The sequence below is a fragment of the Neorhizobium alkalisoli genome, from assembly GCF_002968635.1.
Lineage (GTDB): Bacteria > Pseudomonadota > Alphaproteobacteria > Rhizobiales > Rhizobiaceae > Neorhizobium > Neorhizobium alkalisoli.
In genome coordinates, this window is the sequence record NZ_PVBN01000016.1 from 111,448 (window position 1) to 124,610 (window position 13,163).

The following is a 13,163-nucleotide window of genomic DNA, read 5'->3' on the forward strand; positions in this document are numbered from 1 at the left end:
TGAAATAATTCGGCTCAATCGAAAAAGGGGAGGGGGAAATGGCCGTCAGGCAGAATCCGAAGCGTGAAAAACAGATCGAAAACGCGCGTAAGGTTGCCGCTCAAGACAAGGGACCGTTTCTCGATCCCGTCATCCTGTTTGGCCGGGCCAGCAATGACGACCTCGAGAACTATACTCCTGAAATGTTGGCCCTGTCGGCAAGACATGCGGCCGAACGGCTGAATGCCTGGACGCGGGTGAGGGCTGACATCACGGTAACGCCGGTAGCCGGCGTCGAGCCCAAAGGGGTCCCGGTTTCCGTCTTGACGATCGTCGATCGGAACATGCCTTTCCTCTTCGATTCGGTCATGGGTGAGGTGACGGCCACCCATCGTGACCTGGTGATGGCAGTCCATCCGATACTGCTTCTTGAGCCCGGCAAGGAGCCGGTGCTGCGCTCCAATGAGAATCCCGGGAATCCGGCTCATCACGTAAGTCTCATCCAGATCCATATCGCTCCGCTGACGAAAGAACAGTCGACGGCGCTGTGCGAGCGCCTTCGTTACATCCTCGATCAGGTGCATCTGTCTATCTCCGACTGGAGCGCGATGCTGGATGTTCTCAAAGGCGCGGCCGGCCAACTCCACAACTCCATGAGCCGCAGGAAGGTCGATCGCGAAGAGGCGCTCGCATTCCTGGAATGGCTGCGCGACGACAATTTCACCTTTCTCGGCATGCGGGAATACGTCTATTCCGGCAAGGGTCCGGAAGCAAAGGTGGAGCGCGGCAAAGGGCGTGGCCTCGGCATATTGTCAGATCCGGACGTCCTGGTGCTGCGCCAGGGCAAGGACGCCGTGACGACCACGCCGGAAATCCTCGAATTTCTCGACGGACCGGATTTTCTCATCGTCACGAAAGCAAACGTGAAGTCCGTCGTCCACCGTCGCGCCTATATGGACTATATCGGCGTCAAGCGGTTCGACGAGAATGGCGAAGTCGTCGGAGAGCTGCGCATCGTCGGCCTCTTCACCGCCACCGCCTATACCCACTCCGTTCGCGATATCCCGCTCCTGCGCGCCAAGACGGCCAGGATCGAGGAGCACTTCGGCTTCGACCCGGACAGCCATTCGGGCCGCATGCTGGCAAATACGCTGGAATCCTATCCGCGTGACGATCTTTTCCAGATCGACACCGACCTGCTGGCTCGCTTCTGCGAGCAGATCATGGAATTGAGCGAACGGCCTCGGGTACGCGCACTGCCTCGCATCGACCATTTCGATCGTTTCGTCTCTGTGATCATCTACGTTCCACGCGAAGATTACAATTCGCTGGTGCGCGAAAAGGTCGGCGACTACCTCGCAAATATCTACGAAGGCCATGTCTCTGCCTATTATCCGGCCTTTCCGGAAGGCGGCTTGGCCCGCGTGCATATGATCGTAGGCCGGCGCGGGGGCAAAACCCCACGCATTCCGCAGGCAAAGCTCGAAGAGGCAATCCGGCTTATCGCAACGCCTTGGGAGGATCGTTTCGCCGCCCTGGCAAAGCAAGGCCCGCGCCTCTCCGTAACGCAGGCTTTCCAGGAAGCTTTTTCGCCCGAGGAGACCTTCGACGATCTTCCGGATATCGTCGCCTGTGCTGCCGGTGAGACGATCCGCATCGCCTTCTATCGCCGCCCCGCCGATACTCCCAACACCGTTTCGCTGAAAATCTTCCACCAGGGCCGACACCTCTCGCTCTCCCGCCGTGTGCCGCTTCTCGAAAACCTGGGGTTCCACGTCGTCAGCGAGCAGACTTTCGAGCTCTATGTCGGGCCGGAGAATGACCGCAAACTGGTCGTGCTGCACGACATGGAACTGCAGGTCAACGATGCGCGGGAAATTGAGCTCCCCCGTGAAGGTCTGTTGTTGGAGGAGGCGTTCCTTTCGGCATTCGAAGGCATGATCGACAATGACGGCCTGAACCGGCTGGTGCTGCTCGCCGGACTGTCCGCACGGGAAGTCACCGTGCTGCGGGCCTATTCCCGATATCTTCGACAGACCGGCATCGTCTATTCGCAGAACTATATCGCCGACACGCTGAACAAATATCCCGCCATTTCGGCCGCCATCTTCCGTCTCTTCCGCGATGGCTTCAATCCGAAGCTTGGCGAGAAGGTGCGACTGAAGAAACTCACGGAAATCCACTCCGAGATCGAAGCCGCTCTCGGCAATGTCCCGAACCTCGACGAGGACCGGACGCTGCGTCGTTTCGTCAATGCCGTCGATGCCACCCTGCGGACGAACTACTTCCAGCGCGACGCTCAAGGCGCGCCAAGACGGATGCTGGCCTTCAAGCTCGATCCGAAGCTGCTTGACGGGCTGCCCGAGCCGAGACCGTTCCGCGAGATCTTTGTCTACGGCACCGAGGTTGAAGGCGTGCATCTACGCTTCGGGAGGGTTGCTCGTGGCGGTTTGCGCTGGTCGGATCGCGGCGAAGATTACCGAACCGAGGTCCTGGGCCTCGTGAAGGCGCAGCAGGTAAAGAACGCGGTCATCGTGCCGGTCGGAGCCAAGGGCGGCTTCTTCCCCAAAATGCTGCCCCTCGGCGGCTCTCGCGACGAAATCTTCAACGCCGGGCGGGACGCCTACAAGACCTATATCAGGACACTGCTCTCCATCACCGACAACATCGTCGATGGCGAGATCGTAGCGCCGGCAAATACGTTGCGCATCGACGGCGACGACCCATATTTCGTTGTTGCCGCCGACAAGGGCACCGCCACCTTCTCGGATACCGCCAACGGATTGGCCCAGGAAGCCGGCTTCTGGCTGGACGATGCCTTCGCCTCCGGAGGCTCTGCCGGTTATGACCATAAGAAGATGGGCATCACCGCGCGCGGCGCTTGGGAAGCCGTCAAGCGGCTTTTCCGGGAGAAGGACATCGATATCCAGACCACCCCCTTCACCGTGGCGGGCGTCGGAGACATGTCAGGCGACGTCTTCGGCAACGGGATGCTACTGTCCCGCAAGATCAGGCTCATCGCGGCCTTCGATCACCGCGACATCTTCATCGATCCCGATCCGGACACCGAAAAATCCTTTGTTGAACGCGAACGGCTCTTCGCCCTGCCGCGATCGAGCTGGCAGGATTACGACCGGACGACGATGTCCAAAGGCGGCATGATCATTTCTCGAACCGAGAAAGCCGTTAAGCTGACTACGGAAGCGGCGGCGGCGATCGGCATCGACAAGACGACAGCGACACCTTTCGAGATCATGACGGCGATCCTGAAGAGCCCGGTCGACCTGCTCTGGTTCGGCGGTATCGGCACATATATCAAGGCCGCTTCCGAAGCAGACATCGACGTCGGCGACCGCGCCAACGATTCCATCCGCGTCACGGCGGCCGAGATACGTGCGAGCGTGATCGGCGAGGGCGCCAATCTCGGCGTCACCCAAAAGGGCCGCATCGCCTATTCGCTAGCCGGCGGGCGCTGCAATTCGGACGCGATCGACAATTCCGCAGGCGTCAATTCCTCGGACGTCGAGGTGAATATCAAGATCGCGCTCAATTCGGCGATGCAGGGCGGCCGGTTGACGCGGGAGAAGCGCAACCAGCTTCTCGCCTCGATGACCGACGAGGTTGCAGGCCTCGTGCTGCGCAACAATTACCTTCAACCGCTGGCGATCTCCCTGACCGAAAGAAAAGGCGTCGCCAACCGGGAAGAGCTGTCGCGCCTCATGTCGGTGCTGGAAAGCCAGGGCCTCCTGAACCGTAAGGTGGAGACGCTTCCCGATGATAGCGAGCTGGCCGAACGGTATGCCTCCAACCGCCCGCTGACCCGACCGGAAATCGGCATTCTCCTCTCCTATTCGAAGATCGTCCTGTTCGACGCATTGATCGATAGCTCGATCCCGGACGACCCTTATTTTTCTGCCATCCTGAAGGCCTACTTCCCTGCGAAGATGCAGAAGCCTTACGCAGCCGATATCGAGAATCACCGCCTGCATCGGGAGATCGTGGCAACCGCCTTGGCCAATGAGACCATCAACCGCGGTGGACCCGGCTTCGTGCAGTTGATGAGCGACGTGACGGGTGCGGCGGCGTCCAATGTCGTCAAGGCAGCCTTTCTGGCACGCGATAGTTTCGACTTGCCGAAGCTATGGGCCGAAATCGATGCATTGGACGGCAAGATTTCGGGTCAGGTGCAGAACGATCTCTACGCTCGCACCAGCCTGATCTTCGCTGAAGCCACGCGACTCATTCTACAGACCCAGGTGGGCGCCGGGGATATGGCCGGAGCCATGAGCCGGCTCAGAGCTGCAATCAAGGGCCTGCGATCCTCCATCACCGCAGGAACCATTCTGGAAACCGCCTCACAGGCGGCGGAACTTGAAGCCCAGGGCGTTCCTCCGGCGGTCGCACGGGAAATCCTGCTGTTGCCCACCCTGGTTCTCCTGCCCGAGATCATGCTGGTTGCCGACCGCACCGGCGAGACCATGGCGCGCGCGACGGAGAGCTATTTTGCGGTAACGGACACTTTCCGCATCAACCGACTGATCGGTGCCGGCGAGCGCATTGCCACCTCGGACCATTATGAGAGCTTGGCGCTTTCGCGCAGCCTGCTGCAGATCGCCTCGGCCCGGCGCGACATCATCATTGCCGCCCTCACCGCCCATCCAAAGGAAAAGAAGCCGCTGGAAGCCTGGGTCGGTAATGACCGGATGCGGGTGAACCGGATCGGAGCGGAACTGATGGCCTTGAGCGAGGGCAGCGATCTCACGCTTCCCAAGATCACCGTAGCCGCCGGGCTTCTCGGAGACCTCGCACGCGAACCGGCAATTTAGCCAAAAAAGGAGGAACCGCTGGTCATCCGGCGGCCTCCAACATGATCGTGGGATTTTCAGGCGGGGCATAACACAGCTAGGTCGCCTCGGGAATTTTTACCAGAACGAGCTTCATTGCCTGGAAGAGGCTTTGAGCGCGCTGACGCGGGGGGAAGATGGCTGTTCGTGGGATTGAGGGAGCGCCGGCGAGATCCAGCCGGCGCGGGATCTGGGGCTGGATGCTCTTCGACTGGGCCGCCCAGCCTTTCTTCACCGTCGTCACCACCTTCGTCTTCGGCCCTTATTTCGTCGCTCGATTGACCAGCGATCCTGTCTCGGCGCAGGCGGCCTGGAGCAACATGGCGACGATCTCCTCGATCACAATCGCCATCCTCTCGCCGATCCTCGGTGCGATCGCCGATCAATCGGGTCCGAGAAAGCCATGGATCGCGTTTTTCGCGGCCGTCAAAATCACCTGCGTCTCAATGCTGTGGTTCGCGGCACCGGGCTCGCCGATCATATGGCCGCTGATCTTCATGATCCTGGCCTCGGTCGCAGCCGAGTTTTCCACCGTCTTCAACGATTCCATGATGCCGCGGCTGGTCAGCAAGGACGAGGTCGGCAGAGTTTCGAATGTAGCCTGGGGGCTCGGTTATCTCGGTGGAATGATCGTCTTGATCGCAATAGTGGCGCTCCTCGCAGCAAGCCCGGATACCGGACTGACCCTGATCGGCATTCCCCCGCTGTTCGGGCTCGACCCTCATCTTGGAGAAGACGCCCGCATTACCGGCCCGATCGCCGCGCTTTGGTATTTCCTCTTCATCCTTCCCATGTTCTTCTTCACGCCCGACACCAAGAAGGCCATGCCCTTCGCGGAGGCCGTACGCTCCGGCCTGCAAGAGCTTGCAGGCACCGTCCGTGAACTGAAGCAGAGGAAGGGCATCTCCAGGTTCCTGATCGCGCGTATGCTCTACCAGGACGGCGTCAACGGCGTGCTGATCCTTGGTGGCACCTTCGCCGCGGGGATGTTCGGCTGGGCCACGATCGAGATCGGCATCTTCGGGATTCTGCTGAATGTCGTTGCGATCTTCGGCTGTATCGCCGCCGGTGCGCTCGACAAGGCGATGGGCTCGAAGCGTGTTGTCGCAGCGAGCCTCGTATGTCTGCTGATCGCCACCCTCGGCATTGTCTCGACCGGCCCGGGTTTCGTCTTCTTCGGCATGCTTCCGCTGTCCATGGATGACGGCGGAGGGCTTTTCGGCACGGCGGCTGAAAAGGCCTATCTGCTGTTCGGCCTGTTGATAGGTGTTGCTTTCGGCCCGGTGCAGGCCTCGTCGCGCTCCTACCTTGCCCGCAGCGTCAGCTCTTCCGAAGCCGGCCGTTATTTCGGCATCTATGCGCTGTCGGGCAGGGCCACCAGTTTCATGGCAACCCTCTTCTTCTCGCTGGCCACTTATGCGACCGGATCGGCGCGGCTCGGAATGGCCACGCTGATCCTTTTCCTGCTGGCCGGATTCCTCTTGCTGCTGGCGACGCCATACCCGGCCGACAACCCCGACACCGCCACGGAAAGCTAGCCGGCTGATCAGTGCCGGAAATGACGCATGCCGGTAAAGACCATGGCGACGTTGTGCTCGTCGGCAGCGGCAATCACCTCGTCATCGCGCATGGAGCCGCCCGGTTGGATAACCGCCGTTGCCCCAGCGGCAATTGCCGATAGCAGGCCATCGGCAAACGGAAAGAAAGCCTCCGAGGCGACGGCTGATCCTTTGGTCATCGGCTCCGCCCATCCCGAGGTTTTTGCCGCTTCCTCCGCCTTGATGGCGGCGATACGCGCGGAATCCACCCGGCTCATCTGGCCGGCGCCGATGCCCGCCGTCTGGCCGTCCTTGGCATAGACGATGGCGTTGGACTTCACGTGTTTGGCCACCTTGTAGGCGAACTTCATGTCATCCAGCTCACGCTCGCTCGGAGCCCGCTTCGTCACGACACGCAGATCGATATCCTCGATCATGCCGTTATCCCGGGTCTGGACGAGCAGGCCGCCCGAAACGGTCTTGGCGGTGATCCCCCGTGAACGCGGATCCGGCAGGCCGCCGGTCACCAGCAGGCGCAGGTTTTTCTTCGTTGCAATGATTGCCTTGGCTTCGTCCGAAACTTCGGGAGCGATGATCACTTCGGTGAACAGCTTGACGATCTCTTCTGCAGTATCGCCGTCAAGAAGCTGGTTCAGTGCGATGATGCCGCCGAAGGCGGAGGTGGAATCGCAGGCGAGCGCACGCAGATAAGCGTCCTTCAAGGTAAGGCCTGTTGCCACGCCGCAAGGATTGGCGTGCTTGATGATGGCACAGGCCGGCGCCTTTTCGGGTGCAAATTCGGCAATCAGCTCGAAAGCGCCATCCGTGTCGTTGATGTTGTTATAGGAAAGCTGCTTTCCTTGCAGAAGCTTTGCGGTGGCAACACCGGGGCGGTTTTCGCCGGTGACGTAGAAGCCTGCGCTCTGATGCGGGTTTTCGCCGTATCGCATCTCTTCCTTCAAGACACCGCCGATCGTCCGGTAGCGCGGAATTTCGATGTCGAGCGCTTCCGCAAACCAGTTGGAGATTGCCGTGTCATAGGCAGCAGTGCGGGCATAGGCCTTGGCGGCCAGCTTCTGACGGAAGGCGTAAACCGTTTGTCCTTCGTTGGTCCGCAGCGCTTCGATGAGCGCGGGATAGTCGGAAGGGTCGACGACGATCGTGACATAGGCATGGTTCTTGGCCGAGGCGCGGATCATCGCAGGGCCGCCGATATCGATGTTCTCCACGGTGGTCGGATAATCGCCGCCGGCGGCACGCACTTCTTCGAAGGGATAAAGATTGATGACGGCGAGATCGATGGCTTCGATCCCGTGCTCCTTCATCGCTGCGGCATGTTCCTGATCGTCGCGGATGGCGAGAAGCCCCCCATGCACGGTCGGATGCAACGTCTTCACGCGGCCGTCCATGATTTCCGGAAAACCCGTCACGTCCGACACGTCGGTCACGGGAAGGCCGGCCGCCGCGATCGCCTTGTGTGTTCCGCCCGTCGACAGCAGTCTCACGCCTTGAGAGACCAAAGCCTGGGCAAGCTCGATGATGCCGGTCTTGTCGGAGACCGAGAGCAGCGCGGTGCGAATTTTGATACGGTCGGGAACAGGGATTTTTTTGGAAACGACGGCCATCGGTCTCTCCTGGGAACGCGCCGCAAACCGGCGCTGCGAAGGATTGCCGCCGTTAGCATAGCTTCGGGCCTCAGGGGAAGCCTATTCGCCGCGCCTCAACATCCAACGGATGTCCGAAGTATGAGGCAGAGAGAACTCGATCACGAGCTGTTGGCTCGGTCTGGCACCGGAAACGTCCGCAAAAAAGATGTCCTCGTCGATCAGGACCTGCAGGCCGGGAGCGGCAAAAATCCACGTCTCGCCATCCGGCGCGCGCATGACGACGCTCTCTTCGTCACGCCGCAGGAGCGTGATGGCCGGGTGGATATGGAACCGTGCCGCTGCGCCAAGGGGATCGTCTTCGGCCGCCTCTCCCTCGGGCGGGAACAACCGATCGTGCCCCTTGATCTTGTTGCCCTTGGCGTTGAGCCCGATCTCGCGTTCGTGCAGATAACCGAACTCGCGGCCATAGCCATTGTGCGTCGCCCGCAGCCAGTCGTTGCCATGCGGATCATCCCAACGCTCCACCTCCACCTCCGATACGCCGCCGAGCAAGATCGGGCCTGCGAGCCTGGAACGGGCAACGCGGCCGGAGGAGGTCTCGTTGAGTGTCACGGTCGAATGGGCTGCGGTCGAGCGGGTGATCTGCCGATAGGTGCGACTGCCATGTTTCGGCGCGCCGCTGTTGACGATGAAGCGATGCCGGCCGGAGGACATTTCGAAGGAGAGGCAACCCGCATGAGCCGCGCGTGAAAGCTCCGTCGAAAGCGCGTGCCCGGTATCGACGATCAGCGTGGTGCCTTCTGCCGAAAGGCGATGGTAGTTCATGTGCGGCAGGGCCTTGAACGGCTTTCCAGCGGTTTCGTCATACCGCAGCACGGACATCAGCTCGCTTGCCGGTGTCGCACTCGCCCCGTTGAACAGAGCAAGATCGCCGTCCTGGTGGCGGAAGAAACGCAGGGCGGGATACATCCGGTCGATCGTCGGGATGAGCTTCTGCGGCAGGTCGTGCCCCAGGTTGATATAGGTCTGGCGAAGTGGCAGAAGGTCGATGAGCAGGTCGAGCACCGCCCGCGGATTGCGCGATATATGGCCTCCGTCCGCCAATATCTGGCGCTCCAGTTCCCGGTCCAGCCGATTGCCTTCGCGGCGGATATAGGCGGCCCGCGTCGGCATCGAGATCGAGGCCATGGCGAGCGCGATCCGGAGCCTCAAACGGGTATCGCCTTCAGGCGTGCAGCCGGCAATCTTCCGCAGATAGCGCACCTGATAGGCCAGGCTTTTCATGAAGCGCCGGTAAAAACCCGCCTCGGCACCCTGCAGGACAACCGTGGAATGGGAGAGCCAGGCGATCACCCGCTCGGCCGCCACATTCGCCTCCCACGCCAAACCTTTCGGCCGTCGACCGTGGAGCGCGATCCAGTCTGCGACCACCTGCCGGACATGGGCGCAGCTGGCCTCGGTCTTGTTGGTGCGGATATGCCTGAGCCAGGCAAACGAATGTAGCCGCTCGGCAAAGGCGCGAGATGGAAGCTCGACAGAAAACGGCGACTCTCCGTAGGTTTCCAGAATACGGCCAGCCAGGGGAAAACGGCCTTCCAGAATCTCTTCCGCCACAAAAGGGTCGAGTGACCTCAAGTCGGTGGGTGCGACGATCAATCGATCCGGCACATGGAGAGAAAAGGAGGTGACAGCCAGACGCAATCCGGCCGACCGCCGGCAAAAGCGGCGCCAGATTTCCCGCAAGCCGTAGGAGAAGAGCTTCCGGCGATCTGCGAGCCGCATGGTCAATCTAGAACACTCCGCAGGATTTAGCCTCCGGCCGGTCGGCCGGAATCACTTTAGCTCATTCGAAACAATGAGCTTGTATGGTGAACAAAGCCTTACTGGCGCTGCAGCACGCTTGCGAAGAACCCGTCCATTCCGCCCACGAACTTGTCGTCTCCGGGCAGCATGGCTGGCGTCGTTCGGAACTCGCCAACCGGAGAAATCGCCTCTTCCAAGCCCGGCCAATTCGCGCGTTCGATGGGAAGCCGTGTTAGCTCGGCATGATCTTCAAGCACCCGCGCGATCAGTTCTTCACCTTCGGAGGGATCAAGTGAACAATTGGAAAAAACCACGATACCGCCCGGTTTCACGAGCGTGATTGCGTGACGCAGCATCTTCTCCTGCAGAGCAGCAAGCTTTGCGATATCCTCCGGTCCTTTGACCCAGAGCACATCAGGATGCCGCCGCGTCGTGCCCGTCGAGGAGCAGGGCGCGTCGAGCAGGACCCCATCCAACAGTTCTTCCGGTTTATAATCGAAAAGATCGCCCGCGATGAATTCGGCCTCAAGACCCAGCCGTGTAAAATTTTCCTTCAGTCGGGCCAGCCGGTTTGCCGATTGCTCGACGGCAGTCACCTTGGCCCCCGCCGCGGCGAGCTGGGCGGTCTTGCCGCCCGGCGCGGAGCAAAGGTCGGCGATCCTCTTGCCCTTCAGATCCCCGAAAAGTTGGGCGGGAATGCTGGCTGCCGCATCCTGTACCCACCAGGCACCCTCCGCAAACCCTTCAAGCGCCGACACCGATCCCTCGAACATCGGCATCCGGATGCTGCCTGTCGGTAGAAGCTTGCCGCCGAGCTTTTCGGCCCAAACTTCTGGGTCGGATTTCGCGGTCAGATCGATTGCCGGCGGCACGAGCTGCGCCTCGGCGATGCGAACCGCCGCAACCTCGCCGTAAACGGAAAGCCGCTGGCTGAACCAGTCAGGCACCGGCGAAATAGAGGCTGTTCTTGCGAGAACCTCGTCCTTCTCCCGCACCAGCCTGCGTAACACGGCATTGACCAGCTTTGCAAAGCGACGGTTACGCGGGTCGCGATTGGCCTGTTCGACGGCAAGATCCACGACCGCATGGGATGGCACGTCGAGATGTAGAATTTGAGCCGCCGCCGTGACGAGCACATGGTGGAGGGCGCGCGCCCCTTCCGGGAGCGGCGTCTCGATGAGCGATGCGACTGCGGCCTCGAGCCGTGGCAAATGCCGGAGCGCAGTCGTCAGGATCGCACGGGTCAAGGCGCGGTCCGCATCGCTCAGCACTTTGTAGGCCGGATTGCCGTGCACAGGATCAAGCATGCCGTCGAGCGAGGTCTTGCGATCCACGACCGCCGCCAGCAGCTTGGCCGCGGTCGCCCGGACCTCAAGCCCGGGTTTTGGCGCCTCGCCCTGCGCGGGCAAGTCCGGTTTCCTGCGGTACTGCTTGTGTGGAGGCGATTTCTTGTTTTTCTTGGGCTCACTCAAGACCAGGGACCTTTGCGCGGTTCATTGGAACCGCGCCCCCAGCCGGTCGTCGGCACGGAGCGCGCGGTGCGCTGCGGTCTATCAGTCCTGAAGCCACCCGTCGAGCCGCCGCCAGGGAACTGGCCTGCCATCTGCTGCAGGGCTGCGATCCGGTTTTCCGTGTTCGGATGGGTCGAAAACAGATTGTCCATGCGCTCGCCCGAAAGAGGGTTGATGATGAACATATGCGCCGTGGCAGGATTGCGCTCGGCTTCATAATTGGGAATGGCATGTGCCGCACCGGCAATCTTGGCGAGCGCCGAGGCAAGCCACAACGGATTGCCGCAGATTTCGGCGCCGCGCCGGTCGGCAGAATATTCACGCGTGCGGCTGATCGCCATCTGCACCAGCATGGCGGCAAGCGGCGCGACGATCATCGCCACCAGCACGCCGATAAAGCCGAGCGGGTTGCTGTTGTTCTCGCGGTTGCCGCCGAAGAAAAAGGCGAAGTTGCCGAGCATGGAGATCGCACCCGCAAGTGTCGCCGTGATCGTCATCGTCAGCGTATCGCGGTTCTGGATATGCGCCAGCTCATGGGCCATCACGCCTGCCACCTCCTCATGCGTCAGGCGCTGCAAGAGGCCCGTGGAGGCGGCAACGGCAGCGTTTTGCGGATTGCGCCCCGTGGCAAAGGCGTTCGGCTGGGGATTGTCGTAGATATAGACCTTCGGCATGGGCAGGCCTGCATTGGCCGCCAGGTCACGGATCATGTTGTAGAATTCCGGAGCGGTGCGCGCATCCACCTCCTGGGCATGATAGGCTGACAACACCATCTTGTCCGAGTTCCAGTAGGAAAAGAGGTTCATGCCGGCGGCGATCACCAGCGCGATCATCATGCCGCCCTTGCCGCCGATCAGGAAACCGACGCCCATGAACAGGGCCGTCATGAAGGCCAGAAGCATGGCGGTGCGCATCACGTTCATCGTCGTCTCTCCGTTGCCGATGCCGCTCAAGGGTTTTCCCGCGGCGACGAACGCCCTATGATGTGGTCAATTCGACCGCAGTTTTCAATAAACCATCCAGTGATCTGAAAAGATGCAGAACGTAGATAACGACAATATCGATGCCTCGGCCAAGGAAGAGGCTCCGCGGAAATCTCTGTCCCCAGCGGCTCAGCGCGCGCTGAAGGAAGCAGAGGAACGCCGACAGGCGGAAGCGAGGACCGAGATACCCGCGGAATATGGTGGCCGCGGTGGCGCCGATCCCGCACGTTTCGGCGACTGGGAAATCAACGGCCGGGCCATCGACTTTTAAGGTAAATATTCCTATTGACTTTGGGCAGTGATCGGAATTTATTCCTTTCATGGTCAAGGAACTTTTGATTCTAGTCGGCTTCGTCGCCGCCTTCTCCACGCAAGCGTTGGCGCGTGAGGAAATCTCAGGCCCCGTCGCGGCGAAAATCCTGCGGGTTGTCGATGGCGACACGCTGCTTGTCGAAGCTCAACCATGGCCGCAGCAGACGATGGAAGTGTATGTTCGGATACGCGGCATCGATGCGCCGGAGTTGAAATCGAAATGCGATCGTATCCGCCGGGCCGGGCTCGATGCACAGCACGCGCTGGAAACGCTGACCGCAGTCTCTTCCAGGATTCAGCTCACCCGTATTTCAGGTGACAAGTATTTCGGCCGCATCGTGGCCGACGTCATGCTGTCGGACGGCCGTAGCGCGGCAAGCGACCTTCTGCTTGCCGGCCTCGTGCAAGACTATGACGGAGGCCGGAAGCCGCATCAGATCTGCGATACCGATTGAAAAGGCCGCTCCGAGGAGCGGCCTTTTTATCAACCCGCCTTGTTCTGGCGGTTTGCGATGAGGTCGTCGACGACGCCGGGATCGGCAAGCGTCGAGGTATCGCCAAGTGCTCCGAAATCGTCCTCGGCGAT

At 60.9% G+C, this 13,163-nt stretch carries 8 protein-coding genes; 4 read left to right on the top strand and 4 right to left on the bottom strand.

What is annotated here, in order from left to right; all coding sequences use genetic code 11:
* Window positions 1-38 precede the first annotated feature (38 nt).
* On the top strand, window positions 39-4,805 hold the full coding sequence (locus C5L13_RS26335; RefSeq protein WP_105386229.1) for an NAD-glutamate dehydrogenase: 4,767 nt from the start codon (window positions 39-41) through the stop codon (window positions 4,803-4,805).
* Window positions 4,806-4,960: 155 nt separating this feature from the next.
* Window positions 4,961-6,361, top strand: a complete 1,401-nt coding sequence (locus C5L13_RS26340) for an MFS transporter (RefSeq protein WP_105386230.1) — start codon at window positions 4,961-4,963, stop codon at window positions 6,359-6,361.
* Between the two features lie 8 nt (window positions 6,362-6,369).
* On the opposite strand, the gene purH is transcribed toward C5L13_RS26340, so the two are convergent.
* From purH to htpX, 4 genes are all read right to left on the bottom strand, one after another.
* Entirely contained in the window at window positions 6,370-7,986 is a 1,617-nt protein-coding gene (gene purH, locus C5L13_RS26345; RefSeq protein WP_105386231.1) for a bifunctional phosphoribosylaminoimidazolecarboxamide formyltransferase/IMP cyclohydrolase, read from the bottom strand.
* Window positions 7,987-8,067: 81 nt separating this feature from the next.
* Entirely contained in the window at window positions 8,068-9,750 is a 1,683-nt protein-coding gene (locus tag C5L13_RS26350) for a heparinase II/III family protein (RefSeq protein ID WP_105386232.1), read from the bottom strand.
* Between the two features lie 98 nt (window positions 9,751-9,848).
* Window positions 9,849-11,180 carry an RsmB/NOP family class I SAM-dependent RNA methyltransferase gene (locus tag C5L13_RS26355; RefSeq protein WP_245571484.1) on the bottom strand — a complete coding sequence of 444 codons (1,332 nt, stop codon included), beginning with the start codon at window positions 11,178-11,180 and terminating at the stop codon, window positions 9,849-9,851.
* Between the two features lie 59 nt (window positions 11,181-11,239).
* Window positions 11,240-12,205 (bottom strand): zinc metalloprotease HtpX, encoded by a 966-nt coding sequence (htpX, locus tag C5L13_RS26360; RefSeq protein ID WP_105386250.1) that lies wholly within the window; start codon window positions 12,203-12,205, stop codon window positions 11,240-11,242.
* 112 nt (window positions 12,206-12,317) lie between these two features.
* On the opposite strand from htpX, the gene C5L13_RS26365 reads away from it, so the two are divergent.
* A complete protein-coding gene (locus tag C5L13_RS26365; protein ID WP_105386234.1) occupies window positions 12,318-12,536 on the top strand; it encodes a DUF1674 domain-containing protein in 219 nt (72 codons plus the stop codon).
* A gap of 49 nt (window positions 12,537-12,585) precedes the next feature.
* Window positions 12,586-13,032, top strand: coding sequence for a thermonuclease family protein (locus tag C5L13_RS26370; protein ID WP_105386235.1), 447 nt, complete (start codon window positions 12,586-12,588; stop codon window positions 13,030-13,032).
* Window positions 13,033-13,163: the final 131 nt, after the last annotated feature.

Excerpts from the sequence above, each read along its gene's own strand:
- C5L13_RS26335 (WP_105386229.1), top strand. The coding sequence starts at position 39 with ATGGCCGTCAGGCAGAATCCGAAGCGTGAAAAACAGATCGAAAACGCG.
- C5L13_RS26340 (WP_105386230.1), top strand. The coding sequence starts at position 4,961 with ATGGCTGTTCGTGGGATTGAGGGAGCGCCGGCGAGATCCAGCCGGCGC.
- purH (WP_105386231.1), bottom strand. The coding sequence starts at position 7,986 with ATGGCCGTCGTTTCCAAAAAAATCCCTGTTCCCGACCGTATCAAAATT.
- C5L13_RS26350 (WP_105386232.1), bottom strand. The coding sequence starts at position 9,750 with ATGCGGCTCGCAGATCGCCGGAAGCTCTTCTCCTACGGCTTGCGGGAA.
- htpX (WP_105386250.1), bottom strand. The coding sequence starts at position 12,205 with ATGAACGTGATGCGCACCGCCATGCTTCTGGCCTTCATGACGGCCCTG.
- C5L13_RS26365 (WP_105386234.1), top strand. The coding sequence starts at position 12,318 with ATGCAGAACGTAGATAACGACAATATCGATGCCTCGGCCAAGGAAGAG.
- C5L13_RS26370 (WP_105386235.1), top strand. The coding sequence starts at position 12,586 with ATGGTCAAGGAACTTTTGATTCTAGTCGGCTTCGTCGCCGCCTTCTCC.